Origin of the sequence: Aeromicrobium sp. WCS2018Hpa-31 (assembly GCF_031843905.1) — a bacterium.
GTDB lineage: Bacteria > Actinomycetota > Actinomycetes > Propionibacteriales > Nocardioidaceae > Aeromicrobium.
On record NZ_JAVTJF010000001.1, the window covers coordinates 313,055 to 338,169 of the forward strand.

General features: G+C 73.1%; 25 protein-coding genes. 16 read left to right on the top strand and 9 right to left on the bottom strand.

From position 1 onward, the window contains the following. Positions 1-50: 50 nt before the first annotated feature. Both RQG84_RS01520 and RQG84_RS01525 read right to left on the bottom strand, forming a co-directional pair. Positions 51-830, bottom strand: coding sequence for a DNA-formamidopyrimidine glycosylase family protein (locus RQG84_RS01520; protein ID WP_311208548.1), 780 nt, complete (start codon positions 828-830; stop codon positions 51-53). Next, positions 823-5,595 (bottom strand): DEAD/DEAH box helicase, encoded by a 4,773-nt coding sequence (locus RQG84_RS01525; protein ID WP_311208549.1) that lies wholly within the window; start codon positions 5,593-5,595, stop codon positions 823-825. The genes RQG84_RS01520 and RQG84_RS01525 overlap by 8 nt, the downstream gene beginning before the upstream one ends. A gap of 88 nt (positions 5,596-5,683) precedes the next feature. Here RQG84_RS01525 and RQG84_RS01530 point away from each other — a divergent pair, with 88 nt between their 5' ends. Further along, positions 5,684-6,724 carry a DUF3048 domain-containing protein gene (locus tag RQG84_RS01530; protein ID WP_311208550.1) on the top strand — a complete coding sequence of 347 codons (1,041 nt, stop codon included), beginning with the start codon at positions 5,684-5,686 and terminating at the stop codon, positions 6,722-6,724. Between the two features lie 48 nt (positions 6,725-6,772). On the opposite strand, the gene RQG84_RS01535 is transcribed toward RQG84_RS01530, so the two are convergent. Continuing rightward, positions 6,773-7,435 (bottom strand): TetR/AcrR family transcriptional regulator, encoded by a 663-nt coding sequence (locus RQG84_RS01535; RefSeq protein ID WP_055968778.1) that lies wholly within the window; start codon positions 7,433-7,435, stop codon positions 6,773-6,775. Between the two features lie 136 nt (positions 7,436-7,571). Here RQG84_RS01535 and RQG84_RS01540 point away from each other — a divergent pair, with 136 nt between their 5' ends. Beyond that, entirely contained in the window at positions 7,572-8,102 is a 531-nt protein-coding gene (locus tag RQG84_RS01540) for a hypothetical protein (RefSeq protein ID WP_311208551.1), read from the top strand. A gap of 90 nt (positions 8,103-8,192) precedes the next feature. On the opposite strand, the gene RQG84_RS01545 is transcribed toward RQG84_RS01540, so the two are convergent. Then, positions 8,193-9,032 carry a MerR family transcriptional regulator gene (locus tag RQG84_RS01545; RefSeq protein WP_311208552.1) on the bottom strand — a complete coding sequence of 280 codons (840 nt, stop codon included), beginning with the start codon at positions 9,030-9,032 and terminating at the stop codon, positions 8,193-8,195. A 17-nt stretch (positions 9,033-9,049) separates the two neighbouring features. Between RQG84_RS01545 and RQG84_RS01550 the strand changes: the two genes are divergently transcribed. The 4 genes from RQG84_RS01550 to RQG84_RS01565 all read left to right on the top strand — a co-directional run bounded on the left by RQG84_RS01550 (position 9,050) and on the right by RQG84_RS01565 (position 12,635). Beyond that, positions 9,050-9,610 (top strand): YqgE/AlgH family protein, encoded by a 561-nt coding sequence (locus RQG84_RS01550; RefSeq protein ID WP_311208553.1) that lies wholly within the window; start codon positions 9,050-9,052, stop codon positions 9,608-9,610. Positions 9,611-9,689: 79 nt separating this feature from the next. Then, complete coding sequence (locus RQG84_RS01555) at positions 9,690-9,971, top strand: DUF3039 domain-containing protein (protein ID WP_235492853.1); 282 nt, start codon at positions 9,690-9,692, stop codon at positions 9,969-9,971. Further along, a complete protein-coding gene (locus RQG84_RS01560; RefSeq protein ID WP_311208554.1) occupies positions 9,964-11,658 on the top strand; it encodes a DEAD/DEAH box helicase in 1,695 nt (564 codons plus the stop codon). Before RQG84_RS01555 ends, RQG84_RS01560 begins: the two co-directional genes overlap by 8 nt. 20 nt (positions 11,659-11,678) lie before the next feature. Then, positions 11,679-12,635: an alpha/beta hydrolase gene (locus RQG84_RS01565; protein WP_056574313.1), complete on the top strand. Its 957-nt coding sequence runs from the start codon at positions 11,679-11,681 to the stop codon at positions 12,633-12,635. A gap of 132 nt (positions 12,636-12,767) precedes the next feature. On the opposite strand, the gene RQG84_RS01570 is transcribed toward RQG84_RS01565, so the two are convergent. Continuing rightward, the gene (locus RQG84_RS01570; protein WP_311208555.1) at positions 12,768-13,391 is read right to left on the bottom strand and encodes a TetR/AcrR family transcriptional regulator; all 624 of its coding nucleotides are present in this window, start codon (positions 13,389-13,391) and stop codon (positions 12,768-12,770) included. Positions 13,392-13,521: 130 nt separating this feature from the next. On the opposite strand from RQG84_RS01570, the gene RQG84_RS01575 reads away from it, so the two are divergent. The 4 genes from RQG84_RS01575 to RQG84_RS01590 all read left to right on the top strand — a co-directional run bounded on the left by RQG84_RS01575 (position 13,522) and on the right by RQG84_RS01590 (position 18,397). Further along, positions 13,522-14,406: an oxygenase MpaB family protein gene (locus tag RQG84_RS01575; protein ID WP_311208556.1), complete on the top strand. Its 885-nt coding sequence runs from the start codon at positions 13,522-13,524 to the stop codon at positions 14,404-14,406. Between the two features lie 98 nt (positions 14,407-14,504). Beyond that, on the top strand, positions 14,505-17,066 hold the full coding sequence (locus RQG84_RS01580; RefSeq protein ID WP_311208557.1) for a hypothetical protein: 2,562 nt from the start codon (positions 14,505-14,507) through the stop codon (positions 17,064-17,066). Positions 17,067-17,156: 90 nt separating this feature from the next. After that, on the top strand, positions 17,157-18,194 hold the full coding sequence (locus RQG84_RS01585) for an LLM class flavin-dependent oxidoreductase (RefSeq protein ID WP_311208558.1): 1,038 nt from the start codon (positions 17,157-17,159) through the stop codon (positions 18,192-18,194). A gap of 65 nt (positions 18,195-18,259) precedes the next feature. After that, on the top strand, positions 18,260-18,397 hold the full coding sequence (locus tag RQG84_RS01590; protein ID WP_311208559.1) for a hypothetical protein: 138 nt from the start codon (positions 18,260-18,262) through the stop codon (positions 18,395-18,397). Here the strand turns inward: RQG84_RS01590 and RQG84_RS01595 are convergent. Together RQG84_RS01595 and RQG84_RS01600 are read right to left on the bottom strand one after the other, a co-directional pair. Further along, positions 18,384-18,950 carry an isochorismatase family protein gene (locus tag RQG84_RS01595; RefSeq protein ID WP_311208560.1) on the bottom strand — a complete coding sequence of 189 codons (567 nt, stop codon included), beginning with the start codon at positions 18,948-18,950 and terminating at the stop codon, positions 18,384-18,386. The genes RQG84_RS01590 and RQG84_RS01595 overlap by 14 nt on opposite strands. Positions 18,951-19,068: 118 nt before the next feature. Continuing rightward, the gene (locus RQG84_RS01600) at positions 19,069-20,355 is read right to left on the bottom strand and encodes a nicotinate phosphoribosyltransferase (protein WP_311208561.1); all 1,287 of its coding nucleotides are present in this window, start codon (positions 20,353-20,355) and stop codon (positions 19,069-19,071) included. A gap of 59 nt (positions 20,356-20,414) precedes the next feature. On the opposite strand from RQG84_RS01600, the gene clpS reads away from it, so the two are divergent. The 3 genes from clpS to RQG84_RS01615 are packed head-to-tail and all read left to right on the top strand — an operon-like array spanning position 20,415 to position 21,804. Next, entirely contained in the window at positions 20,415-20,714 is a 300-nt protein-coding gene (gene clpS / locus RQG84_RS01605) for an ATP-dependent Clp protease adapter ClpS (RefSeq protein WP_200914431.1), read from the top strand. Then, positions 20,714-21,295, top strand: a complete 582-nt coding sequence (locus tag RQG84_RS01610) for a DUF2017 domain-containing protein (protein WP_311208562.1) — start codon at positions 20,714-20,716, stop codon at positions 21,293-21,295. The genes clpS and RQG84_RS01610 overlap by 1 nt, the downstream gene beginning before the upstream one ends. Beyond that, a complete protein-coding gene (locus RQG84_RS01615; protein ID WP_311208563.1) occupies positions 21,292-21,804 on the top strand; it encodes a hypothetical protein in 513 nt (170 codons plus the stop codon). Before RQG84_RS01610 ends, RQG84_RS01615 begins: the two co-directional genes overlap by 4 nt. A 12-nt stretch (positions 21,805-21,816) precedes the next feature. Here RQG84_RS01615 and RQG84_RS01620 read toward each other — a convergent pair whose 3' ends face one another. After that, positions 21,817-22,599 carry an ankyrin repeat domain-containing protein gene (locus RQG84_RS01620; RefSeq protein WP_311208564.1) on the bottom strand — a complete coding sequence of 261 codons (783 nt, stop codon included), beginning with the start codon at positions 22,597-22,599 and terminating at the stop codon, positions 21,817-21,819. Next, positions 22,596-23,228 carry a GntR family transcriptional regulator gene (locus RQG84_RS01625; RefSeq protein ID WP_311208565.1) on the bottom strand — a complete coding sequence of 211 codons (633 nt, stop codon included), beginning with the start codon at positions 23,226-23,228 and terminating at the stop codon, positions 22,596-22,598. The genes RQG84_RS01620 and RQG84_RS01625 overlap by 4 nt, the downstream gene beginning before the upstream one ends. A gap of 87 nt (positions 23,229-23,315) precedes the next feature. On the opposite strand from RQG84_RS01625, the gene RQG84_RS01630 reads away from it, so the two are divergent. From RQG84_RS01630 to RQG84_RS01640, 3 genes are read left to right on the top strand one after another with little or no spacing between them, the layout of a single operon-like run. Next, positions 23,316-23,750 carry a M67 family metallopeptidase gene (locus tag RQG84_RS01630; protein ID WP_311208566.1) on the top strand — a complete coding sequence of 145 codons (435 nt, stop codon included), beginning with the start codon at positions 23,316-23,318 and terminating at the stop codon, positions 23,748-23,750. A gap of 46 nt (positions 23,751-23,796) precedes the next feature. Next, positions 23,797-24,141 carry a MoaD/ThiS family protein gene (locus tag RQG84_RS01635; protein WP_311208567.1) on the top strand — a complete coding sequence of 115 codons (345 nt, stop codon included), beginning with the start codon at positions 23,797-23,799 and terminating at the stop codon, positions 24,139-24,141. Beyond that, on the top strand, positions 24,138-25,088 hold the full coding sequence (locus tag RQG84_RS01640; protein ID WP_311208568.1) for a cysteine synthase: 951 nt from the start codon (positions 24,138-24,140) through the stop codon (positions 25,086-25,088). The genes RQG84_RS01635 and RQG84_RS01640 overlap by 4 nt, the downstream gene beginning before the upstream one ends. Positions 25,089-25,115: the final 27 nt, after the last annotated feature.

Genomic DNA, 25,115 nt, shown 5'->3' on the forward strand with positions numbered 1-25,115 from the left:
GCGGTCCGCCGCCTCCCCCCCCCTGCTCCTCCTGGAAGCGGCCGGTCGGTTCACGTCTGGCAGTGCGGGCACCAGAACGTGATCCGCTCACGGCCGGGCTCGTCGCCCAGCTCGCCGTGGTGCAGCGGCGTGCCGCACCGGCGGCACCGGGCGTGCTCGCGGCGGTAGACCCAGCGATCCTCGCCGTGCCGGGTGCTCCCGGTGAACGTGCGCTCCACCCGCGCCTTGTTGACGTCGAGCAGCCGGTGCCCGCGGTCGATCACCCGCGCGACGTCCGGGACCTCGCCCACCGGTCGCGTGGGCAGGAGTCCGGACAGGAAGAGCAGCTCGTTGACGTACTCGTTGCCCAGGCCGGCCAGGTTCCGCTGGTCGAGCAGCGCCACGAAGATCGGGCGCTCGGGATCGGCCGACACGCGCCGCGTGGCCTCGGCGAGGTCCCAGTCGGGACCGAGCAGGTCGGGGCCGAGGTAGGCGAGCGCGTCGTCGTCGTGCTCGCGCCGGAGGATCTCGAGCAGCCCGAGCGAGAAGCCGATGGCCTGGTGCTGCTCGGTCTCGAGCACGATCCGGGCCGTGTGCGCCGGACGCCGCCATCGGCTGCCCCGCCGCAGCACGTGCCAGGCGCCCTCCATCTTCAGGTGCGAGTGGATCGACGCGTCACCCACGCGGATCAGCAGGTGCTTGCCACGGCTCAGCACCTCGTCGACCGTGCGACCCGACAGGTCGAGCGTGGCCCACTGCGGCACCCGCACGTCGGAGCGCACCAGCTCGCGACCCTCCAGCACCTCGCGCAGATGGTGCGCGGTGCGCCAGACGGTATCCCCTTCAGGCATGGCTGGACCGTCCGGTCGGCGGCGTCCGGCGGGCGGTGTCGCTGCCGCGGCGCAGGTCGAGTCGCAGGCCCTTGGGGTGGCGCTCGAAGCCTGCGGCCAGCAGCGCCTCGCCGGTGGGGCTGGAGCCGGACGGGCGGCCGTTGACCGACTCCACGGTGAGGCGGGGAATGCGGCCGGACCGGCCGAGAGCCGCGAGGGCGTGGGCGGCGAGGGCGAGCACGTCGGCGTCGTCGGTGAACGCGAGGCACGAGCGCCCGCCGCGCTCGACGTACAGCACCGCACGGCCGTCGTGCAGCGCGACCAGCGCGCCGGCCTTGCGGGCGGGGCGGTGCTTCAGGTCGTCGGCGGGGTCGGCGATGGCAGGCCACGGCAGGGCGGCCCCGAACGGCTGGGCCGGGTCGGTGGCGGCCAGCACCACCGCGTCGACGTCGGCACGCTCGTCGTCGGGACGCTCGAACGTGCGCATCCGGTCGACGGTCGCCACCGACGCGAACTGCGCCGCGCCGAGGGAGTCGATGTAGTAGCCGCGCAGCACCGAGCCGTTCTGCTCCAGCTCGCGCAGCACGCGGTAGGCCCCGGCGAACCCACCGGGCGTCTGCTCCGCCACGACGGCTCCGCGCGTGACCACGCCGTGCCGAGCCACGAGCGCCTCGGTGCGCGCGACCTGCAGCGCCGCCTGCTGCTGGGGGTCGTCGCCCGGCCGCTCGACCGCGAACCATCGGCCCGAGGCGATCGGCGGGCCGAGGCGTGCGGCCCGGGGCGAGGCCGCCATGCCGCGACGTGCCCTGACCCGGGCCCGCGGGGTGGAGCCGCCACCTGAGCGGTGCGCGCCGCGGCCGCCGAGGCGCGCACGCACCGGCGCGTAGGAGTCGCCCGCGACCCGACCGGACCAGACGAGCTGCCACAGCGCCTCGACGACGGCGTCGTCACCCGGGGGCTTCTCGTCGGCGGCCAGCGCCTGCGTGAGCTGGCGGAAGAGGTACGCGCCGCCGTCGTCGAGGAGCTCCAGCAGACGCAGGCCGAGCGCGTCGGGCTCGACCGGGTCACGGCGGGCCGGGAGCACGAGGTCGGCAGGGTGCAGCTGCACCCAGCCGTCGCTCCCTGCGAGCGTGCCGGCGCCGGTCCACACGACCTCGCCCGCCCCGAGCAGCTCGTCGAGCTGGGCGGGGGAGTAGTCGCGCACCCGGCTGGGGAGCACGAGCGACTCCCAGGCCGACGCGGGCAGCGGCACGCCGGCGAGCTGGTCGACGACGGTGAGCACGCCGTCGAGCCCGCGCAGCGACCCACCGACCTCCTGCCACGACGGGAGGAAGCGGGCGAACGTGCGGGGCTCGACCGGCTCGATCTGCTGGCGGGCAGCGGCGAGCGACCGGCTGCGCAGGCGACGCAGCACCTCGACGTCGACGTGCTCGGTGCCCGACGCGCCGGGACGGAACTCGCCCTCCACCAGCCGGTCGTCGCGGGTGAGCCGCGTGAGGACGTCGAGCACCACGGCACGGCCGAGCCCGAAGCGCGCGGCGACCTCCTCGGCCGTGAACGGACCGTGGGTGCGGGCGTACCGCGAGACGAGGTCACCCAGTGGGTCGGCCACCTGCTGCAGGAGCGCGTCGGGGATGCCGAGCGGCACCACCACGCCCAGCGCGTCGCGCAGACGGCCGGCGTCCTCGACCACGACCCAGCGTGGCTCGCCCGCCACCGGCAGCTCCACCACGCGCCGGGCGTCCTGGAGCTCCTTGAGCGCGGGGACCGCGTCGTCGACCAGGCGGGCGTCGACCTCCGCCGTGGTGAGCGGCCCCAGCAGGCGCAGCAGGTCGGCAGCACCCTCGGTGCCCTTGAGGCGGCGGTCGTCGGCGAGCCGCTGCAGCTCGGCCTCGGTGCGCTCGAGCACCTCGGGGTCGAGCAGCTCGCGGAGCTCGGCGCGGCCCAGCAGCTCCGACAGCAGCGTGGGGTCGAGCGAGAGCGCGGCTGCTCGCCGCTCCGCGAGGGGTGTGTCGCCCTCGTACAGGAACGTGGCCACGTAGCCGAACAGCAGCGTGCGGGCGAACGGGGAGGCGGTCGAGGTCTCGACCTCCACGATCCGCACCTCCTGCTGCGCGACCCGCTCGGCGAGCGTGGTCAGGGCAGGCAGGTCGTAGACGTCCTGCAGGCACTCGCGGGCGGTCTCGAGCAGGATCGGGAAGTCCGGGTGCTCACGCGCGACGTCGAGCAGCTGGGCAGCGCGCTGGCGCTGCTGCCAGAGCGGGGCGCGTGCGCCGGGGTTGCGTCGAGGCAGCAGCAGGGCGCGCGCCGCGCACTCGCGGAACCGCGACGCGAACAGCGCGGAACCACCCACCTCGGCCGTGACCACGCGCTCGAGGTCGTCGACGTCGAGGACGAAGAGGTCGGCTCCAGGGACGTCCGCACCGCCGGTGCCGTTCTCCGCCCACGGCCCGGAACCCCCGCCGGGGCCGGACGCGTCGTCGTCGGGCGCCCACGGGGAGGAGGTGTCGGGGATGCGCGCCACGATCCCGTCGTCGGTGGCGACCACCGAGCCGTCGACGCCGTAGCGGTCGAGCACCCGCGCGGCGACCACGAGCGCCCACGGTGCGTGCACCCGTCGTCCGTACGGCGAGTGGAGCACCACCCGCCAGTCGCCGAGCTCGTCGTGGAAGCGCTCGACCACGAGTGTGCGGTCGGTGGGCAGCGTGGGCATGGCCTCGCGCTGCTCGTCGAGGAAGGCCATCAGGTTGAACCGGGCCCGCTCGTCGAGGTGCTCGGGAGCCGTGCCCTCGCTGACCCGACGCACGAAGGCGCCGATGGCCTCGCCCAGCTCGGCCGGCCTCCCGGCGGCGTCGCCGCGCCAGAAGGGGAGCCGAGCCGGCTCCCCGAACGCCGGGGTCACGATCACCCGGTCGTGGGTGATCTCCTGGATGCGCCAGCTCGTGGCGCCGAGGGCGAACACGTCGCCGACGCGTGACTCGTAGACCATCTCCTCGTCGAGCTCGCCGACCCGCTTCGACGGCCCCTCGTCGATGCCGTCGGCCAGCACCACGGCGAACAGGCCGCGGTCGGGGATGGTCCCGCCGCTCGTGACGGCGAGGCGCTGGGCGCCGGGACGGCCGGTGATGGTGCCGGCGTCGCGGTCCCAGACGACGCGAGGCCTGAGCTCGGCGAAGCGGTCGGAGGGGTAGCGACCGGCGAGCAGGTCGAGCGTGGCCTCGTAGGCCGAGCGGGGTAGCGCGGCGAACGGGGCCGAGCGACGGACGACGTCGAACCAGGCCTCGACCTCGAGCGGCTCGAGCGCGCAGGCGGCGACGGTCTGCTGGGCCAGCACGTCGAGCGGGTTGGCGGGCACCGACAACCGTTCGATGGCACCCTCGCGCATCCGCTCGGCCGTGACGGCCGCGCCCACGAGGTCGTGCCGGGTGGTGGGGTAGACGAGGCCACGGGAGACCTCGCCCACCTGGTGGCCGGCGCGGCCGACCCGCTGCAGCCCGCTGGCCACCGACGGCGGCGTGGACATCTGCACGACGAGGTCGACTGCGCCCATGTCGATGCCCAGCTCGAGGCTCGACGTGGCCACGACGCACCGCAGCCGACCGGACTTGAGGTCGTCCTCGATGAGCGCTCGCTGCTCCTTGCTGACCGAGCCGTGGTGCGCGCGGGCCAGGGCGCCGACGTCGTCGGGGTCGCGGGAGTCGACGCTGCCGCGGCCCGAGGTGGTGCCGCTGACCCCGCCGACCGAGGCGGGCGGGAGTCGGCTGCCGCCGGAGGTCTCGGACCTGGCCTCGCGGTCGGACCACAGCTCGTTGAGGTGGGCGGTGAGCCGCTCGGCCTGACCACGCGAGTTGCAGAACACGATGGTCGAGCGGACCGACAGGATGCGCTCGACCACGTCGTGCTCGATGAACGGCCAGATGCTGCCGCCGTTGTCGTCCTGCAGGGGGTCGCTGATCGAGCGTGCCCCGGAACCCTCGTCGCGCACGACCTCGTCGGCCTCGGTCGACGGGGGACGGGACAGCTCGGTCATGTCGTCGAGCGGTACCACCACGTCGAGCTCGAGCCGCGACGGTGACGGTGGCGCCACGACGTGCACCGGCGCCCGCCCGCCGAGGAACCGGGCGACCTCGTCGTGCGGGCGGACCGTGGCGCTGAGCCCGACCCGCCGGGCCGGCTCGTCGAGCAGGTCGTCGAGCCGCTCCAGCGACAGGGCCAGGTGGGCGCCGCGCTTGGTTCCCGCCACGGCGTGGATCTCGTCGATGATCACCGTGTCGACGCCGCGCAGGGTCTCGCGCGCCGCCGACGTGAGCATGAGGAAGAGCGACTCGGGGGTGGTGATGAGGATGTCGGGGGGACTGGTGACCAGCGAGCGGCGGTCACGTGCCGACGTGTCGCCCGAGCGCACGCCGACGCGGACGTCGGAGAACGTGTCGCCGCGGCGCGCCGCCACCTGCGTGATGCCGACGAGGGGGGAGCGCAGGTTGCGCTCGACGTCGACCGCGAGCGCCTTGAGCGGCGAGATGTACAGGACGCGGGTCCGACGCTCCTTCTCGGGCGTCGGCTCGTGCAGCAGCCGGTCGATCGCGGACAGGAACGCCGCGAGGGTCTTGCCCGAGCCCGTGGGCGCCACGACGAGGACGTTCTTGCGCTCGGCGATGCCCGCCCAGGCCTCGGCCTGCGCCGGCGTGGGGGCGGAGAACGCGCCCTCGAACCACTCCCGCGTGGCAGGCGCGACCGTGCTGAGTGGATCGGTCCCCGGGGGAGGGGCGCTCGACGGGTCGGACACCGGTCCATCGTGGCAGTCACCGCCGACACCTGCGCGTCGTGCGGCCCCGGTCCCGCGGAGGGCGTCCGGCGTGCGGCATGCTGGCGGCATGCTGTCGCGTCGTGTCGCCGTGCTGGTCCCTGCCGTCGCCGCGAGCCTCGTGCTCGCCGCCTGCTCGTCCGACTCCGAGCCCAAGGCGGAGCCCGAGGCCTCCAAGGGTGCCGGGGCGAAGCTCGTCCAGGTCTCGCCGGTCACCGGCGAGGCCCTGCCGGACGGGCCGCCGGACAACCCGGTCTTCGTCGTGAAGATCGAGAACACCGCCAACGGTGCACCCCAGGTGGCGCTGGACAAGGCCGACCTGGTCGTCGAGGAGCTCGTGGAGGGTGGACTCACGCGGCTCGCGGCCCTCTACTACTCCGAGCTGCCCGACCAGGTCGGGCACGTGCGCTCCATGCGCGCCACCGACATCGGCATCGCCGCTCCCGTGGCCGGCCAGATCGTGGCCTCCGGTGGTGCCTCCGGGACGATCCGCAAGGTCAAGAAGGCCGGCATCACCGTCTTCTCCGAGGACGAGGGCGCTGCCGGCTTCAGCAGCGACCCGGCCAAGGTGCGGCCGTACAACCGGCTGATCGACCTGCAGCGTCTCGACAAGGCGGCCAAGGTCGCCCCGATCCCCGGCCCCTACCTCTCCTGGACCCCGGTGAAGGGGTCCGAGGGAGCCGAGGAGTCCGCCGCGCCCGAGTCGTCCGCCTCCGCAGCGCCGAAGCCCACGCCCGCCTCCACCGCGTCGGTGCGCTTCTCGCCCTTCTCGACCACGCAGTGGAAGCGCGACGGTGACACCTGGGTGCGCACCAACGGGCACGCCGCCAAGGAGTTCAAGGCCGACACGCTCGTCGTGATGTTCGCCGACGTCGGCGACGCCGGCTACACCGACCCGGCCGGCAACCCCGTGCCCGAGACGAAGATGAAGGGCTCGGGCCGCGCCGTGCTGCTCACGGCCGACGGTGCCCTCGAGACCACGTGGACGAAGAAGTCCAACGACTCCACGATCACCTTCGAGGCGAAGGACGGCACGCCCGTGCGGGTCACGCCCGGCAAGACGTGGATCGAGCTCGTCCCCGAGGGCGACGGCGCGCTCGACGTCGGCTGAGCCCGACACCGCGCCCGTCGACGGGCCGGGGGAGGAGCCTCGGGCTGGTCAGGCCGGGGGGTCGGCGAGCGAGGGCAGCAGCCGCATGCCCGCGAGGATCCCGCTGATGGAGGCCTGCACCTCGGCCGCGGCCTGGTCGGCGTCCTCGGCGTCGGCCACGTACTCCGAGCTCGACCGGATCGCGCCGAAGAAGATCGCGGCGTAGGCCTCGCTCAGCTCGCCGGCGCCTCCGAGGTCGTCGAGGAGGGCGTCGACGGTGCGCTTGACGATGCCGAACGACGCGGCACGCTCGGCGACCACCCAGCGCTCGTGGCCCAGGGCGACCGGGCCCTCCTGCAGGCAGATCCGGCGGAACTGCGGCTCGCGGCAGACCTCGAGGAAGCCCTCGAGCCCGATCTGGGCGCGCTCCCACGGGTCGTCGACGGTGTCGATGCGCTTCTCGATGGCGCGCGTGGCCGACTCCTGGAGCCGGTCGAAGACGCTCTCGAAGAGCGCGAGCTTGCTGGGGAAGTGGTGGTAGAGAGCGCCCTTGGTGACGCGGGCCGCGGCGACGACCTCGTCGAGCGACGTGCCGGCGTACCCGTGGGCGGCGAACAGCTGCGTGGCGTTGTCGAGGAGCGCACGCTTCGTGCTCGAGGAGTAGCCGGTGCGGCGGGTCGTGCTCCGGGCGGCGCGGAGCACCTTCTTCTGCACCTTCGCGGGGCTGCTCATGCGTTCCATCCTACGCACGGGGGGTGGTGAGCCTCACAACCGCTGGGATTGCCTGACCTGCGCCGATACAACATACTCAAAGTACGTACCGAGGGTATGTTCCCTCGCACGACGGTCCCCCGAAAGGAGCACCTCCATGACCTGGGATGCCTACAACCGTCGCAAGTCCGCCCTCCGCGAGGTCCTGGCCCTGGCCGATCGCCGGCGCCACGACACCGCCGACCAGCTGCTCGACGCGGTCCCCGACGCGCGCGCCGCGTTCGGTGACGACCTCTCCCTGCTCTTCGACGTCCAGATGGCCTGGTACCAGCGCCTCAGCGGCGAGCTCGACCGCACGGTCCTCGAGGGCGACTCCCCGGCGACCGTGGCCGTGGAGGCCTGGGTGGCCTGCGCCGCCGAGATGCCCGGCGCGCGTGCGCTGCTCGACGCCCACCGTGACCGGCCGGAGCTGGCCAAGGCCTTCGCCAAGGAGCGCGCGCTGCTCGCGGTCTCGGCCGGCATCTCCAGCTGGCACCCCGACCTGGTCGGCCAGGGCGAGCACCTCGTCTCGCGGGCCCGTGAGCAGGTCGAGTACCCCAGCGTGGAGTCGATGCCTCCGCTGCACGGGGGCTCGGAGAACCGCACCAGCGCCTTCATCACCCGCCTGCGCAACGCCCTCGCGGCCTGAGCAGGCCCCCGCACGTCACCTCGCCCGCGCGTTCCCTCCCTCCAGCGCGGGCGGGGTGATTCCCCCGGCCCGACGCCGTCGTGGACGACGTCAGTGACGGGTGCGACGCTCGCGGCCGCGCAGGCCGACCTCGTCGAGCTGGGTGCCGATCTCCGCGTCGATCGCCTCCGCCAGCGCGTGGCGGAACATCGCGTAGGTCACCTGGCTGGCGACCGGCAGCAGCTTCTCGATGGCGCCCAGCACCTCCGGCGCCTCGTCGGCCGGAAGTCCGTGGTCGATGAAGGGCTGGGCGATCGCCGCGACCGCGTTCGAGACGAACGCGTCGGCGATCGCGCGCAGGTTCTTCTGCATCAGGGGGAACAGCGCGATGATGTCGTTGGCCGGCAGCCCCAGGGCCACGGCGGCGGCGCCGTTGCGCACGATGGCCGGCTGGATCAGGCGCACCGACTCGTGGTCGTCCTCGACCCACGCGGCGAGGCCGAACTCCACGAGCGCGTCGATGAGTGCGTCGTCGCGGTCGACGTGGGCCAGTGCGGCGAGGGCGTCGCGGCTCATGAGCTCGGGCTCGACGTCGCTCCACGGCTCGTCGAGCAGGTGCAGCAGGTCGAGTGCGGTGGCGGTAGCCGTCGCGGGGCTCGAGAGCACCGCCTTCTCGACGGCAGCCAGCGTGTAGCCGCGGTCGAGCAGGTCACGCACCAGCTGGAGGCGCTGCAGGTGCCCGCGGTGGTAGTAGCCGGTGCGGCCCTCCAGGCGCGGCGGGTCGATGAGCCCGCGAGCGGCGTAGGCACGCACGTTGCGGACCGTCATGTTCGCGCGCGCCGCGAGCTCGTCGACCGTGAACTCCTCGTCGGGTCCGGGCGCCTCGGAGGCGGCCGTCAGCGGCGACCCGTCGGCGTCGGCGGGCCCAGTTCCGTCCTCCGGCGCAGGCATGCGGGCATCATAGAGGCATGGAGTCGCTGCGCGGTCAGCTGCTGGTGGCCACCCCGGCCATCGAGTCGGGTCCGTTCCTGCGCAGCGTCGTGCTGCTGCTGGACCACGACGACGGCGGCGCGCTGGGCGTGATCCTCAACCATCCGCTCGACGCCGACGTCGAGGACGTGCTACCCGCCTGGGGGCGGGCCGTGAACGCTCCGGACTGCCTCTTCGAGGGTGGCCCCGTGGCCACTGACTCGGCGTTGGCGGTCGGCGTGCGAGCCGTGGCCGACGTCGGGCCGACGCCACCGCAGGGGTGGCGACCCATGGCAGGTCGGGTCGGTCTGGTCGACCTCGACGGCCCGTTGCCCCGGGAGGGCAGCCTGCGAGGGCTGCGGGTCTTCGCCGGGTACGCGGGATGGGGGCCGGGCCAGGTCGAGGACGAGACGGCCGAGGGTTCCTGGCTCGTGGTCGAGGCGCGCGACGACGACGTGCTCTCGCCGGTGCCCGAGACGCTCTGGCGCGAGGTGCTGCGTCGTCAGGACGACGACGTCCGCTTCTGGGCCACGTTCCCGGAGGACCCCTCCAGCAACTGACCTGCGGGGTCGGGCGCAGGGGCCACCGCCGACGCGTGGGGGGCCTCGACGTCGTGGCGGAGCCGTTACGATGTGCGACGTGGGATTCTTCGGCAGCGGCACCCAGACGGTCCAAGACGAGCGCACCGACCAGCGTGGCGACGAGCGCCTCGAGGACGGTGACCACGAGCGCTTCAGCCACTACGTCCCGAAGGACACGCTGACCGAGGCCATGGTCATGGGGACCCCCTGCATCGCCCTGTGCGGCAAGGTCTGGACCCCCAGCCGGGACCCGCAGCGCTTCCCGGTGTGCCCGGAGTGCAAGGAGATCTGGGACGGCATGCAGCCCGGCGGCGAAGGCGACTCCGGCTCCGATGCCTAGCCAGCGCCTCCGGGCCTGGCAGCGTGACGCGTTCGACCTCTACACGCGCACGCAACCGCGCGACTTCCTCACGGTCGCCACGCCGGGCGCCGGCAAGACCACGTTCGCCCTCACGATCGCGGCCGACCTCATGCACCGCGGTGTCGTCGAGCGCATCGTCGTCGTCACCCCGACCGACCACCTGAAGACCCAGTGGGCGCTGGCGGCGTCGGGGCTCGGCATCCGCCTCGAGCCGGCGCTCGCCGGTGCCATGCCGCCGGGGTTCGACGGGTACTGCGTCACCTACGCCGGGCTCGCGGTCAACCCCAACGGCCACCGCGTCCGCATCGACGCCCGCAAGACGCTCGTCATCCTCGACGAGGTCCACCACGCCGCCGACGCCCTCTCGTGGGGCGACGCGGTGCAGGAGGCCTGTGAGGGAGCCACCCGGCGCCTCTCGCTCACCGGGACCCCGTTCCGGTCCGACGACAACCCCATCCCGTTCGTCACCTACGCCCCGCAGCGCGACGGCACGAAGCAGAGCGTGGCCGACTACGCCTACGGGTACGGTCGCGCGCTCCGTGACGGCGTGGTCCGGCCGGTGCTGTTCATGGCCTACTCGGGGCAGATGCACTGGCGCACTCGCGCCGGCGACGAGGTCGCCGCACGGCTGGGCGAGCCGCTCACGAAGGACGCGACCGCCCAGGCCCTGCGCACCGCCCTCGATCCGGAGGGTTCCTGGATGCCCACGGTGCTGCGCGCCGCGCACCGGCGGCTGATGGAGGTCCGGCGCGACATCGCCGACGCCGGTGGGCTCGTGATCGCAACGGACCAGGACTCGGCCCGTGCGTACGCCAGGCTCCTGGCCGACATCACCGGTGAGGTCCCCACCGTGGTGCTCTCGGACGAGACGGGCGCCAGCGCCCGGATCGCCGAGTTCTCGGCGTCGATGTCGCCGTGGCTGGTCGCGGTGCGCATGGTCAGCGAGGGTGTCGACATCCCCCGACTGGCCGTCGGCGTGTACGCCACCACGGTCGCCACGCCCCTGTACTTCGCCCAGGCCGTCGGACGCTTCGTGCGAGCACGCCGCCGGGGCGAGACGGCGTCGATCTTCCTGCCGAGCGTCGCCGGCCTGCTCGGTCTGGCCGCCGACCTCGAGGCCGAGCGCGACCACGTGGTCGGCCGTCCGGTCAAGGACGAGGGTGATCTCTTCGCCGCCGAGGCCGAGATGCTGGCCCGCGCCCAGGCAGGGGAGTCGGCGTCGGCCGAGCTGGAGCAGGGGACCTACCAGGCGCTCGGCAGCGAGGCCGACTTCGACCGCGTGCTCTTCGACGGCGGCGAGTACGCCGGTGCCGTCTCGGACTCCCTCGACGACGACGACCTCGACTTCCTCGGCATCCCCGGTCTGCTGGAGGCCGACCAGGTCGCCGAGCTGCTGCGCGCGAAGCGGTCCAAGCACGCGTCGGCCCCGCGGGCAGCGGCGTCGCGCACCGCCGCCGACGTCGCCCACGAGAAGCGCAGCGAGCTCCGGCGCGAGCTGAACGGCCTGGTCGGTGCCTGGCACCGGCGCACCGGGCAGCCCCACGGCGTCACCCATGCCCAGCTGAGGTCGCAGGCCGGCGGGCCGGCCGCCGCGCTGGCCACCGTCGAGCAGCTGCAGCAGCGCGTCGACCTCCTGCGCAGCTGGGCTCTCCGGGCGTCGGGCTGAGCGCGCCGTAGCGTGGCCCCATGACCCTGCCTCTGGTGACCCGCGTGTTCGGCGTCCTCGAACGTCTGTCGTCGACCCCGATCGAGGAGGTCGACGACTTCGCGCAGCGGCGTGAGCAGCGGCTGAGGCTCCAGCGCTCGCCCGTCGGGCGCTGGCTCTTCGGCACCGCCGACCCCGCGGTGCGCACGACCGAGCACCTGGTCGACGTCGACGGCCGTCCGCGCCGCTTCCTGCAGCACCGGCTCGTCGGGGGTCCGGCCGCCACGACCGCACCGCCGGTGGTGCTCAACCTGCACGGCGGTGGCTGGGTGCAGGGCAACCCCGAGCAGTCGGCCTGGTTCGCGAGCCGCGTGGCGGCACGGACGGGTGCCGTGGTGCTGTCGTTCGACTACCGGCTGGCGCCGGAGCACCCGTTCCCCGCCGGCGTCGACGACGCGTGGGCGGCGCTGCAGTGGGTCGTCGAGCACGCCGAGGAGCTCGACGTCGATCCCGAGCGGGTGGCCGTGATGGGCGACAGCGCCGGTGGCGGCCTCGCGGCGACGGTCGCGCTGATGGCCCGGGACGCCGGCGCGCCGCGTCTGCGCGCCGAGGTGCTGGTCTACCCCGGGGTGGAGGCGTACGACCGGTGGCCGAGCGAGGACGAGTTCGCCGACGCGCCCGTGCTGACCTCGTCGAACATGCGGGGCTTCGTGCGGCGCTACCTCGGCGACCAGTACGGCACGCTGGACTGGCGCGCGTCACCCATCCGCGCCGCGTCGCACGCAGGGCTGCCGTCGACGCTGGTGCTGGTGGCCGGGCACGACCCGCTGGCCGACAACGGTCGCCGCTACGCGGCCCAGCTGGGGGAGCAGGGTGTGCACGTGGTGCTCCAGGAGTTCCCCGAGGCGCTGCACGGCTTCATCAGCCTCCCGGGCGTGAGTCCGTCGGCCGCCGACGCGGTGCAGGCCACGTCGGCGTTCCTGCGCGACGTGCTCTGAGCGCGCCCGCGTCGGGCCGGGATCGACACGTCAGAGGTAGGTAGGGCACCGAACCGACGGACCCCAGGTAGGTCTCGCACCTCATCAGAGCCGGGATCGGTGCGTCCCCTACCTCCGACAGCGTGCGGCCGCTCAGGCGTCGAGCACGGTGGGCACGACCTCGTCGACGATCGTCACCAGCGTGGCGCGGAGCAGCACGTGCACCTGTGCGCGGTCGAGCGTGCCCTGGAGGAGCCACTCGCGCGCAGCCGAGCGCGCCAGGTTCCCGTAGGTGCGGACGAGGGCCCGCAGGAGCTCCTGGGGTGCGCCGCCCGGGGTGAGTCCGACCGCCTCGAGCACGCGGTCGACGGTGGCCCCCTCCGCCTCGTCGAGGATCTGCTCCAGGGCGGGGTCGCGGCCCAGGCCGTGGGCGTCGGCCGCAGCGATCCAGGTGGTGCCGGCCGCCTCGAGGGAGTCGACGTACCAGGTCACCGCGGCGTCGATCCGCTCGTGCACGGTGCCCCGGGGCAGGGACTCCACGGCCACCGACGGCACCGTGGCGGCCTCGCGCACCACCTCGAGGTAGAGGTCGCGCTTGGTGCCGAAGTAGTGGTTGATGAGTCCCCGCGCCACGCCCGCGTCGCGCGCGATGCCCGCCAGGGACACGTCGGGGTAGGGCCGTGCCGCGAAGGCGGTGGTGGCCGCGGCGAGGATCTCCGACCGTCGCTGGTCGGCGCCGAGCCGTTGCCAGCGTGGTCCCTCGGGAGTCGTCGTCACCCGACGAAGCCTGCCACGGCGGGCCGCCGGAGTGCTCGGGCGTTGACGGCGCGCCCGAGCGGTGGCATTGTTGGCGCCGCGCCAACAAGAGTGACGCGACCCACCCCGACCGCCGGACGGAGATCGAGCGATGCGGATCCCAGGCCTGCTGCCCCGCGACCACTGGGTCGAGCGCATCGAGTCGCTCGACCCGACGACCGACTACGAGGACATCTCGCGCATCACGGGACACCACGAGTTCCCCTGGGACATCCAGCAGGCGCTCAGCTTCGCGCTGTTCCGCACGTACGCCGTCCCCAGCATCGGCCGGCTCCTCGGCGCCACGGAGGAGTTCACCGAGCGCACCCAGAAGCGCCACGACGACACGGTGATCGTGCTCGAGACGGTGCTCGAGGACGGTCTGGAGAATCCGCAGGGACGTGCGGCGATCCGTCGGATGAACCAGATGCACGGCAGCTACGACATCGCCAACGACGACATGCTGTACGTGCTCTGCACGTTCGTCGTCGCCCCTGTGCGCTGGATCGAGGAGTTCGGCTGGCGCCCCCTGACCGAGACCGAGAAGGTCGCGGCCGTGCAGTACTACCGCCGGTTGGGACGTCTCATGGGGATCACCGGGATGCCCGAGGACCTCGCCGGCTTCGAGCGGCACATGGACGAGTACGAGTCCAGGCACTTCGCCTTCGACCCGGGGGCCCGGGCCGTCGCCGACTCGACGTTGGCGCTCTTCGCCGACTTCTACCCCCGGCCGCTGCGGCGCGTCATGCGGGTCTTCGCCGTGGCGCTCCTGGACGCGCCGCTGAGGCGCGCGTTCGACTACCCCGACCCCCCGCGCTGGGTGCAGGGTCTCGCTCGACGGTCCCTGCGCCTGCGGGGGAGGGCCGTGCGCCTGCTGCCACCGCGTCGCCGGCCCTACGACCCGCGCCGGTCGCACCGGATCCGCAGCTATCCCGGCGGCTTCATGGTCGAGCGGCTCGGCACGTTCCCGTCGTCGATGCCGGCCGACGTGGCCTGACGGCGCATACGGCGGGGTCTGGTCGCACCACCGAAGAACCGGTACGGTCGTACCGGATCGAGGTGTGACTCATGGGTAGGTTCGTCGTTGGACCCGGCATGACACGCAGGCGTCGGCACCGCTGGGGCATCGCGGTCGTGGTCGTGACCATGACGCTGACCGCGGCGATGCTGCCCGCCTACGTCACCTGGACCGAGCAGTTCCACGGGGACGCGACGACCGCCGCCGCCGACTCCGCCCTCGACGGCACGGTCCTCGATGGGGGCGACGCCGCTGCGGTCTCCGTCCTCCAGGGCGGCGCAGGGAACGACGGCCACGACCACGTGCACAACGATCCCGCCACGAAGAACGCCGTGTCACGGACACCGGACTCCGCCGGGACCGCCGCTCGCACGAGCGCCACGCAGGCCGCCGCCGGTCGTTCGGCCGTGGAGGCGCAACGGGCCGAGAAGGACCCGACGTTGCTTCCCGGGATGGCACCGGCGAAGAGGACGTCGGTCCCCGCGGACCGCTACGCCATGGCGGGCGGCTGCTACGCGCTGCAGGGCCCCGACGGCCGGTGGGTCCGCCGCTCCGGCGCCGGCTGGACCACCTCGGCGACGAGCGTCGCCGACGCGGAGCCGTTCCACTTCCAGGCCACCGACCTCGGCAGCTACCTGCTGTTCGCGAAGGACGAGAGCTTCCTCTCGGTCGGGCTGCTGGGCGTGGTGGGCCGTACCTCCACCGCGTCGGCGAGGACCACCTGGACGGTCGAGCGCACCGCGAAGGGCTTCACGTTCGCGCGTGGTGCGAAGGTGCTCGGTGCCGACGCCCGTGGACGGCTCACCGAGCGGGCCTCGACGCCGTTCGCCCTCAGGCTCACGACCGGCTGCGCGGCCTGGCCGGAGATCACCACGAACGTGAAGGGGGAGCCGCACCGCGGTGCCTCGCCCTTCCAGGAGGTGCGCGGCTACCTCGACGCACACACCCACGGCATGGCCTTCGAGTTCCTCGGTGGGCAGGTGCACTGCGGTCGCCCGTGGAGCCCGTACGGCGTCAAGGCCGCGCTCGTCGACTGCCTCGACCACCAGCTGGCCAACGGTGCGGGTGCCCTGCTGGAGAACCTCATGAGCAAGGGCGGCACGCCCGTCGGCTTCCACGACCCCGTCGGCTGGCCGACGTTCAAGGACTGGCCGGCGCCGGACTCCCTGACCCACGAGGGCACCTACTACAAGTGGATGGAGCGGTCGTGGCGCGGCGGGCAACGCCTGTTCGTGAACCTCCTGGTCGAGAACAACCAGCTGTGCACCGTCTACCCGCTCAAGCGGAACTCCTGCGACGACATGGACAGCATCCGTCTGCAGGCCAAGCAGATGCGCAACCTGGAGCGGTACGTCGACGCCCAGCACGGCGGCCCGGGCAAGGGCTGGTACCGGATCGTCACCGACCCGTTCGAGGCGCGGAAGGTCATCAACGACGGCAAGCTCGCCGTCGTCATGGGCATCGAGACCAGCGTGCTGTTCGGCTGCTCCACCAAGCTCGACCAGCCGCAGTGCACGAAGGCGGAGATCGACCGTCAGCTCGACGAGGTGCACGACCTCGGTGTCCGCCAGATGGAGCTGGTCAACAAGTTCGACAACGCCCTGTCCGGAGTGGCCGGCGACACCGGTGGCATCGCGCCGCTCATCAACGGCGCCAACTTCCTGGAGACCGGGTCCTTCTGGGACATGAGGACGTGCGAGAACGGCCAGGAGGGGGTCGAGGACCGCAGCCAGCTCACGGCGCCCACGCTGGTGCCCGAGCAGGACGCGCTGTTCGGCGCGATCGCGAAGCTCTACATCCCGGTCAAGCTCCCGCTGTACGCCTCGGGTCCGCACTGCAACGCGCGCGGCCTCACGTCGCTCGGTGACCACACGATCCTGCGGATGGCCGAGAAGAAGATGCTGTTCGACCCGGACCACATGAGCGTCGCGGCACGGAAGTCCTCCCTCGACCTGGTGGAGCGGATCGACTACCCGGGCGTCCTGTCGAGCCACTCGTGGTCGACTCCCGACGCCTACCCCCGCATCTACCGGGCCGGTGGTGTCATCACCCCCTACGCCGGCGACAGCGACGGCTTCGTCGAGAAGTGGCGCCAGCACCTCGCCTGGGCCGACCCGCGCTACTACTTCGGGTTCGGGTTCGGCGCCGACACCAACGGTCTCGGTGCCCAGGGCGACCCGCGTGGCGCCGACGTCCCCGACAAGGTCACCTACCCGTTCAAGGGGCTGGGCGGGGTGACGATCGACAAGAACGTGAGCGGCACCCGCGTGTACGACATCAACACCGACGGCGTGGCCCACTACGGGCTGTACCCCGACTGGATCGAGGACCTGCGCAAGCAGGGCGGGCAGGCCATCGTCGACGACATGGCCCGAGGCGCCGAGGCGTACCTGCAGACGTGGGAGCGCGCCGAGGGCGTCGCCAACGACGGCTGCCGCGACCGCGCGGCCCGCCCGAGCGACGCGGTCGTCACGCGGCTGAGGACGGGCTCGTCCGTCGAGAGCGTCCTCAGGAAGGTGGGTCAGCCGCACAGCCGGCTCGGGACCAGCTTCGGCTACTGCACGAAGACCTCGGCGGGTACCACCAGGAAGCGCACCGCCACCTTCACCCCGAGCGGCACGCTGAAGAAGGTGGTCTGAGGCCCGTCGTGCTGGACCCGTCCGGGCCCCGTCTCGGGGGTGCCCGGCCGGCGAGGGAAGTCTTCGGCGCCGTGCGGCGTTGACCCCCGTATGCGCTTGTCCGTCCTCGACCTCGTCCCCGTCCGCACCGACCAGACGACGTCCGACGCCGTCGCGGCCTCCGTGCAGCTCGCCCAGACCGCCGACCGGCTCGGGTTCGAGCGCTACTGGGTGGCCGAGCACCACAACATGGCCGCGGTCGCCGCCACCAGCCCTCCGGTGCTGATCGGCATCCTCGCGTCGGCCACCGACCGGATCCGGGTCGGATCCGGCGGGGTGATGCTGCCGAACCACGCGCCGCTGGCCGTGGCCGAGCAGTTCGCGCTGCTCGAGGCCGCCTACCCGGGCCGCATCGACCTGGGCATCGGTCGCGCCCCGGGATCGGACCCCGTCACGTCGTGGGCCCTGCGGGGTGCCGCCGGGCGCGACGACACCGACGTCGAGAACTTCCCGCAGTACCTCGACGACGTCACCGCGCTGATGGACGGTCGCGGTGTCCGCGTGCCGATCCCGCAGCGTGAGTACATCCTCAAGGCCACGCCCGTCGCCGCCTCCACGGCGCGCCTGTGGCTGCTGGGCTCGTCGATGTACTCGGCGCAGCTCGCGGCTGCGAAGGGTCTGCCCTACGTGTTCGCCCACCACTTCTCCGGTCACGGCACGGAGGAGGCGCTCGCCCACTACCGCGCGAACTTCCGTCCCTCGGACCTGGCGGACCGGCCCACCACCTTCCTCACGGTCAACGCCTCGGTCGCCGCCACCGAGGCCGAGGCCCACGCCCAGGCCCTGCCGAACCTGCAGAACATGGCACGGCTGCGCACCGGCCAGCCCCTGACGGCACTCGACCTGGTCGAGACCGCGCTCGCCACGGACCTGCCGTCGCAGCAGCAGGCCATGGTCGACGCGGGGTCCGCCCGCTCGGTCGTCGGCGACCCGGCGGGTGCCGCCGCGCAGGTGCGCGAGCTGGCCGACCGGTTCGACGTCGACGAGGTCATGCTGCACCCGGTCGGGTCGGCCCGCCTGGGCACCGACCCGCGCACCTCGCCGGCGCGTGACGAGACCCTCGAGCTGCTCGCGAAGGAGCTGCTCTGAGGGTGTGCGGCGCGCGTTCACCGCGCTGACGCCGCGCGTTCAGATGTGCCGGTCAGGCTGGCGCCATGAAGCACACACTGACCCGTCGCGACGTCCTCGCCTCGATCCCGGTGGTCGCCCTGGGCGCGCTGCTGTTCGTGCTGCCGCCCGCCCCGGACCAGCCGCAGAACGCGTCGACCGCCTCCGCGGTCAGCGCTCCGTGACGCGGACGCCCGCCTCCGCCAGCTCCTGACGCAGCGCCGGGAGGCCGGCCGGGCTCACCGCCGCGGTCAGCCCTTCGACGACGTGCACCGTGAAGCCCTCGCGCACGCCGTCGAGTGCGGTCGCGCGCACGCAGTGGTCGGTCGCGATGCCCACGACGTCGAGCGTCGTGATGCCGCGCTGGCGCAGCCACGCGGTCATGGAGTCACCCGCCTCCGTGGCGCCCTCGAAGCCGGAGTAGGCCGCCTCGTACTCGCCCTTGAGGAAGACGGCGTCGAACAGGTCGGTCGTCAGTGGCGCGTGCAGCTCTGCGCCGGACGTCCCGACCACGCAGTGCCGTGGCCAGGAGTCCACGAAGTCCGGGGTGTCGGAGAAGTGCGCCCCGGGATCGATGTGGTGGTCGCGCGTGGCGACGACCGTCGCGTACCGTCCCTCGGCCACCAGGTCGGCGACCCGACGCGCGACGTCGGCCCCGCCGGCCACCGCGAGCGACCCGCCCTCGCAGAAGTCGTTCTGCACGTCCACCACCACGAGTGCGGTCGTCTGGTCGGGCACGGGTCCTCCTCGGTTCGGCTTCGGTCCAGGGTAGGTCGCAGGCGGGACGAGCTGCGGGGAGCACGGCGTCGGGCGGTGGTCCCGGTCGTCGTGCGACGGCCCGTGGTGCCGCCAGGACTCAGTGCTCGAGGACGGTCTCGATCACGGGCTCACCCCGCGAGAGCTTGCGCGCCGCGGAGGGCAGCTCGGCGATCGCCGACACGTGACGTGCACGAGCGTCGTCCAGCGTGTCGTGGTGCACGCGCCGACCCCCCTCGACGAACGGCACCAGGAGCGCGCGGTCGTCGCCGTCGTCGACCGGGGGAGTGCCGATGCCCACGACCTCGGCCTGGGCGGTCCCGGAGGACGAGAGCCTGCGCAGCGCCCACTTGCGTCCGCCGACGCTGGCCTTGTCGACGCTCTTCTTGGCCACCGGCTGCATCGTCCCGGCGTCGTCCTCGCGCGCGACGAGCTTGTAGACGAACCCCGACGTGGGAGCGCCGGACCCCGTGACCAGCGACGTGCCGACGCCGTAGCCGTCGACGGGGGCGGCCGCCAGGGTGGCGATCGCGTGCTCGTCGAGGTCGCTCGTGACCACGATCCGCGTCTCGGTGGCCCCGAGCGAGTCGAGCTGCTCGCGGACCTGGTGGGCGAGCGAGGGCAGGTCGCCGGAGTCGATCCGGACGGCACCGAGCGACGGTCCCGCCACCTCGACGCCGGTGCGGACCGCCTCGGCGATGTCGTAGGTGTCGACCAGCAGGGTGGTCGCGGAGCCGAGCGACTCCACCTGCGCGGTGAACGCGTCGCGCTCGCTGTCGTGGAGCAGGGTGAACGAGTGCGCGCTCGTGCCGGCCGTGGGGATGCCGTGCGTCCGGCCCGCCTCCAGGTTCGACGTGGTGGCGAATCCCGCCACGTAGGCGGCACGCGCCGCCGCGACCGCCGACCACTCGTGGGTCCGTCGCGAGCCCATCTCGATGCACGGGCGACCGCCCGCGGCGCCGACCATGCGTGCCGCGGCCGACGCGATCGCCGAGTCGTGGTTGAGGATCGACAGGAACAGCGTCTCCAGGACCACGGCCTCGGCGAAGGTGCCCTCCACGACGAGGACGGGCGAGGCGGGGAAGTACAGGTCGCCCTCGGCGTAGCCCCACACGTCACCGGTGAAGCGGTAGTCGGCCAGCCAGTCGCACGTCGCCTCGTCGACGACCCGACGCTCCCGCAGCCAGGCGATCGCGTCGGCGTCGAAGCGGAACGACTCGAGGGCGTCGAGCAGGCGACCCGTGCCGGCGACCACGCCGTAGCGGCGTCCGGTGGGGAGTCGCCGGGCGAAGAGCTCGAAGACGGACCTGCGGTGCGCGGTCCCGTCGGCGAGGGCCGCCTGCAGCATCGTCAGCTCGTAGTGGTCGGTCAGCAGTGCCGTGGTCACGGCCACAGCCTAGGTCCGTCCGGTTTCGCACGCGTGCGGCGCTGCGTCACAATGGAGAGGTGACCACTCCGGCCCCGGTCGAGCTCGACGAGCCCGCCTCCGACCTCCGCCTCGCGCTGGAGGACCCGTGGGTCACGATCGTGTGGAACGACCCCGTGAACCTCATGTCGTACGTGGCCTACGTGTTCCGCGCCTACTTCGGCTACTCCGACGAGAAGGCGACCGAGCTGATGCTGGCCGTGCACCACGAGGGTCGCGCGGTCGTGTCGAGCGGGAGCCGTGAGCAGATGGAGCGCCACGTGCAGGCCATGCACGAGTACGGCCTGTGGGCCACGCTGCAGACGTCGGACACGATCTGATGCGCCCGTTCAAGCGCCGCCGACGCGGCGGGGTCGTCGCGACGTTCGAGCCCGAGGAGGCGCACGTCCTGGCCAACCTGGCCGGTCAGGTCGTCGAGCTGCTCCGTGACCGCAACGGCACGCCGGAGTCCGACCCCGACCCGCTCGCCGCGCAGCTGGGCATGGGCGGTCCCTCCCTGCCGCCGGAGGACCCGGTGCTGCGCCGCCTCCTGCCCGACGCCTACGGCGACGACGCCGAGGACTCCGCCGAGTTCCGCCGCTTCACCGAGCGGTCCCTCACGAGCGCCAAGGTCGAGAACGCCGAACGAGTCATCGCGTCCCTCGTCTCCGGTGGTATGGGGCTGGACGAGGACGACGGCCCCGAGGTCGTCGTCGAGGTCGAGCTCGACGACGCCGAGGTCCAGGCCTGGCTGCGGACGCTCACCGACATCAGGCTCTCGATCGCCGTGCGGCTCGGCATCGACTCCGACGACGACGCCCTCTTGGTCGCCGAGAGCGACGACCCGGCGGTCCAGGCGATGTCCGACGTGTACGACTGGCTCGGCTACGTCCAGGAGACCCTCGTCGGGGCCCTCACGTGACCGGTTCCGGGACCGTGTACCCGGAAGGGCCGCGCCGCCTCGGTGCCACGGACGGCCGGGCGCACCAGGTCCTCGGGCTGTCGCTCTTCCTGGTGTGCCCGGTCGCCACCGTGGTGTGGGGCGTGGCGAGCACGTGGCGCACGCCCGAACCGTTCCTGGCGACGCTCGTCGCGCAGGTGCTGGCCATCGGCTACCTCGTCTGGCTGAGCCGGGCCTGGGCCCGACCCGCGCGCAGACCCGGCGGCGCCGACCTCGCGCTCGCCGTCGTCCCGCTCGTGCTGAGCGCGCTCGGTCTGTGGCTGCTGCAGGAGCTCGCGACGTCGTACGGGATCCGGACCAGCGCGGTGCCACGGGTTCGTCAGGGGATCGCCTTCGACACCGACATCGCCTACCTCGCGTCGCTCGGTGCCGTGGCGGCCTCGGTCCTGGCCGCGCTCGTCCTGCTCGCGCTCCTGCTGCGCGCCCGTCGCGTCACCTCGCGCCCCATCACCTCGAGCCCCACCGGGTAGGCGCCCGGAGGGTCAGCGGTCGGCTCCCTCGAGCACCGCGGCCATCGCCGTGTGCCCGCGCTGGCGGGCCAGCTGGAGCGCTGTCCGCCCCTGCTGGTCGGTGATCGTCGGGTCCGCCCCGGCGTCGAGCAGCGCCTGCACCAGGTCGCGGTGCCGTCGGCCGCCGTCGCCGAGCACCACGGCCTCCAGCAGTGCCGTCCACCCCAGGTCGTTGACGTGGTCGAGGTCGACGTCGGTCGACACGACCCAGCGCACGTACTCCAGGTGGCCGCGCTCGCTCGCGGGGATGGGGGAGAGGCCACCGAACCGGTTGCGCAGCGTCAGGTCGGCCCCGGCGGCGAGCAGGAGGCGGCCCATCGGGACGCTGCCGGTGACGCCGGTGACGAGCCAGGGCGTGTCGGACCGGTCGTCCACGGCGTTCGGGTCGGCGCCGAGGCGCACGAGCAGGCGCGCGACGTCGAGGTGGTCCGCCGCGGCGGCGAGCAGCAGCGGCGTGCGGTCGCGCCCGTCACGGGCCTCGATCCGTGCCCCGCGCGCCAGGGCCGTCGCGGTCTCGCGGGCGTCACCACGTGCAGCGGCATCGAGGAGCCGTTCGTCGAGGCGTTCCTGCTCGGCCCGGGTGGGCGGCGTCGTGGGCGTCGGCGTCGGTGACGGCGTCGAGGTCGCGCTCGGGCCCGGGCTGTCGGCAGCCGTCGTCCGCTCGGGCTCGGGAGCGTCGCCTGCGGTGCAGGCCGCCAGCACGAGCCCGGTCGCGAGGGCGAGAGCGAGCACCGGGGACGGTACGAGCGAGGTCATCGGGTCCCCTCCAGGGCCTCGAGGCTCGTGCGGGCATGGGCGCCGAGCGCCTGCTCCAGCCGTGCGCCGTCACCGGACTCCAGGGCGTCGACGAGCGAGACGTGCTGGGCGTGGATGAGCCCGGGGTCGGCGTGCCTGCGCAGGAGCCACCCCAGCACCTGGCGGAGGGGACGCGTCGTCTCGCGCACCATCGGCGCCGGTGCCAGGTCCGTCAGCACGTCGTGGAACCTGGCATTCATCTCGACGGCGTCGTCGTGCCGGTCGTCGGCCAGGGCCCGTGCCCCGCGGTCCAGCACCTCGCGCAGCTCCGCGACGTCCGTGCGCGCGACCAGCATCCGTCGGCAGGCCACGGCGTCGAGCGCGTGCGCGATCTCGAGCAGCTCGGCGACGTCGTCGGCCCTGTGCTCGCGCACGGCCACTCCGCCGGTGCGCCGCTCGACGGCGAAGCCCTCGGCGACCAGGGTCTGCAACGCCTCGCGCACGGGGATTCGCGACAGCCCGAGACGATCGGCGAGGTGACGCTCCACGAGACGCTCGCCCGGAGCGATCTCGCCGGAGACCACCAGGGCGCGCAGCCGCTCGGTGGCGTCGTCGACGGCGAGAGCCCCCTGGGCGCGAGACTTTGGCATACCAAAATCGTACCGGGTGGATGCACGTCCGTCTCAGCGCTCAGGCGTCGCCCTGCGCCCGCGGCAGGCGTCGATAGACTCGCGGCCGTGCTCACCATCGACCGCGCGACCCACGACGCGATCATCGCCCACGCCCGCCGGGACCACCCCGACGAGGCGTGCGGGGTCGTGGCGGGTCCGATCGACTCCGACCGTCCCGCCCGGCTCGTGCCCATGGTGAACGCGGCGATGTCGCCCACGTTCTACGAGTTCGACTCGACCGACCTGCTGCGCCTCTACCGCGACATGGACGACCGCGACGAGGAGCCCGTCGTGATCTACCACTCGCACACCGCCACCGAGGCCTACCCGTCACGCACCGACGTGAACCTCGCCTCCGAGCCCGGCGCCCACTACGTGCTCGTCTCCACCCGTGACGGCGCCGACGTCGAGGGGACGGCGGTCGACTTCCGCTCCTACCGCATCGTCGACGGCGAGGTCACGGAGGAAGAAGTCCGCGTCGTCGAGCGTTACGACGACTGAACCCCCGAACACATCCCCCGAGAACCGGAAGAGAGTGACGGCACCGATGGCCATCGAGGTCCGCATCCCGACCATCCTGCGCACGTACACCGACGGCGAGCGCGCCGTCGAGAGCAAGGGCGCCACCGTGGCCGAGCTCGTCGAGAACCTGGAGTCGGCCCACGCCGGCATCAAGGACCGCCTCGTCGAGGAGGGCGACCAGGGCGTGGCCGTCCGGCGCTTCGTGAACGTGTACGTCAACGACGAGGACATCCGGTTCACCGGTGGCCTCGAGACGGCGCTCTCCGACGGCGACACGGTCGTCATCCTGCCCGCCGTCGCCGGCGGCGCAGTGCCTGATCGCCGCCCCAGCCGATCGTGGGGCCCCGGCACCCCCGCCAGGGCCCAGTGACCCGTTTCGAGAGCCTGGCGCAGACGGTCGGGGGCACCCCGCTCGTCGGCCTGCCCGCGCTGTCGCCGAGCGACGACGTGCGCCTCTGGGCCAAGCTGGAGGACCAGAACCCGACCGGGTCCATCAAGGACCGCGCGGCGCTGGCCATGATCGAGGCCGCCGAGGCCGACGGTCGACTCACGCCCGGCTGCACGATCCTCGAGCCCACCAGCGGCAACACGGGCATCTCCATGGCCATGGTCGCCAAGCTGCGCGGCTACCGGATGGTCTGCGTCATGCCCGAGAACACCTCCGAGGAGCGCCGCCAGCTGCTGCGCATGTGGGGCGCCGAGATCATCCCGTCGCCCGCCGCTGGCGGCTCCAACGAGGCCGTGCGCGTCGCGAAGGGCATCTCCGAGGAGCACCCGGACTGGGTGATGCTCTACCAGTACGGCAACCCCGCCAACGCCGAGGCGCACTACCGAGGCACGGGCCCGGAGATCCTCGCCGACCTGCCCGAGGTCACCCACTTCGTGGCCGGGCTGGGCACAACCGGCACGCTCATGGGCACCGGGCGGTTCTTCCGCGAGGCCAAGCCCGACGTGCGCATCGTCGCCGCCGAGCCGCGCTACGGCGAGCTCGTCTACGGACTGCGCAACCTCGACGAGGGCTTCGTGCCCGAGCTCTACGACGCGTCGCTGATCGACGCCCGGTTCAGCGTCGGCCCGCGTGACGCGGTGCGCCGCGTGCGCGAGCTCCTCGAGGCCGAAGGCATCTTCGCCGGCATCTCCACCGGCGCGATCCTGCACGCCGCACTGGCCCAGGCGACCAAGAGCCAGAAGGCCGGCGAGCGCGCCGACATCGTCTTCATCGTCTGCGACGGCGGCTGGAAGTACCTGTCGACCGGCGCCTACGAGGGCACGCTCGACGAGGCCGAGGACGCCCTCGACGGCCAGCTCTGGGCCTGAGCCCCCAGACCGGTCGAAGGGGCTGGT

Excerpts from the sequence above, each read along its gene's own strand:
- RQG84_RS01565 (WP_056574313.1), top strand. The coding sequence starts at position 11,679 with ATGACCCTGCCTCTGGTGACCCGCGTGTTCGGCGTCCTCGAACGTCTG.
- RQG84_RS01550 (WP_311208553.1), top strand. The coding sequence starts at position 9,050 with ATGGAGTCGCTGCGCGGTCAGCTGCTGGTGGCCACCCCGGCCATCGAG.
- RQG84_RS01560 (WP_311208554.1), top strand. The coding sequence starts at position 9,964 with ATGCCTAGCCAGCGCCTCCGGGCCTGGCAGCGTGACGCGTTCGACCTC.
- RQG84_RS01585 (WP_311208558.1), top strand. The coding sequence starts at position 17,157 with ATGCGCTTGTCCGTCCTCGACCTCGTCCCCGTCCGCACCGACCAGACG.
- RQG84_RS01530 (WP_311208550.1), top strand. The coding sequence starts at position 5,684 with ATGCTGTCGCGTCGTGTCGCCGTGCTGGTCCCTGCCGTCGCCGCGAGC.
- RQG84_RS01625 (WP_311208565.1), bottom strand. The coding sequence starts at position 23,228 with ATGCCAAAGTCTCGCGCCCAGGGGGCTCTCGCCGTCGACGACGCCACC.
- RQG84_RS01635 (WP_311208567.1), top strand. The coding sequence starts at position 23,797 with ATGGCCATCGAGGTCCGCATCCCGACCATCCTGCGCACGTACACCGAC.
- RQG84_RS01575 (WP_311208556.1), top strand. The coding sequence starts at position 13,522 with ATGCGGATCCCAGGCCTGCTGCCCCGCGACCACTGGGTCGAGCGCATC.
- RQG84_RS01520 (WP_311208548.1), bottom strand. The coding sequence starts at position 830 with ATGCCTGAAGGGGATACCGTCTGGCGCACCGCGCACCATCTGCGCGAG.
- RQG84_RS01590 (WP_311208559.1), top strand. The coding sequence starts at position 18,260 with ATGAAGCACACACTGACCCGTCGCGACGTCCTCGCCTCGATCCCGGTG.
- RQG84_RS01535 (WP_055968778.1), bottom strand. The coding sequence starts at position 7,435 with ATGAGCAGCCCCGCGAAGGTGCAGAAGAAGGTGCTCCGCGCCGCCCGG.
- RQG84_RS01610 (WP_311208562.1), top strand. The coding sequence starts at position 20,714 with ATGCGCCCGTTCAAGCGCCGCCGACGCGGCGGGGTCGTCGCGACGTTC.
- RQG84_RS01580 (WP_311208557.1), top strand. The coding sequence starts at position 14,505 with ATGACACGCAGGCGTCGGCACCGCTGGGGCATCGCGGTCGTGGTCGTG.
- RQG84_RS01545 (WP_311208552.1), bottom strand. The coding sequence starts at position 9,032 with ATGCCTGCGCCGGAGGACGGAACTGGGCCCGCCGACGCCGACGGGTCG.
- RQG84_RS01620 (WP_311208564.1), bottom strand. The coding sequence starts at position 22,599 with ATGACCTCGCTCGTACCGTCCCCGGTGCTCGCTCTCGCCCTCGCGACC.
- RQG84_RS01540 (WP_311208551.1), top strand. The coding sequence starts at position 7,572 with ATGACCTGGGATGCCTACAACCGTCGCAAGTCCGCCCTCCGCGAGGTC.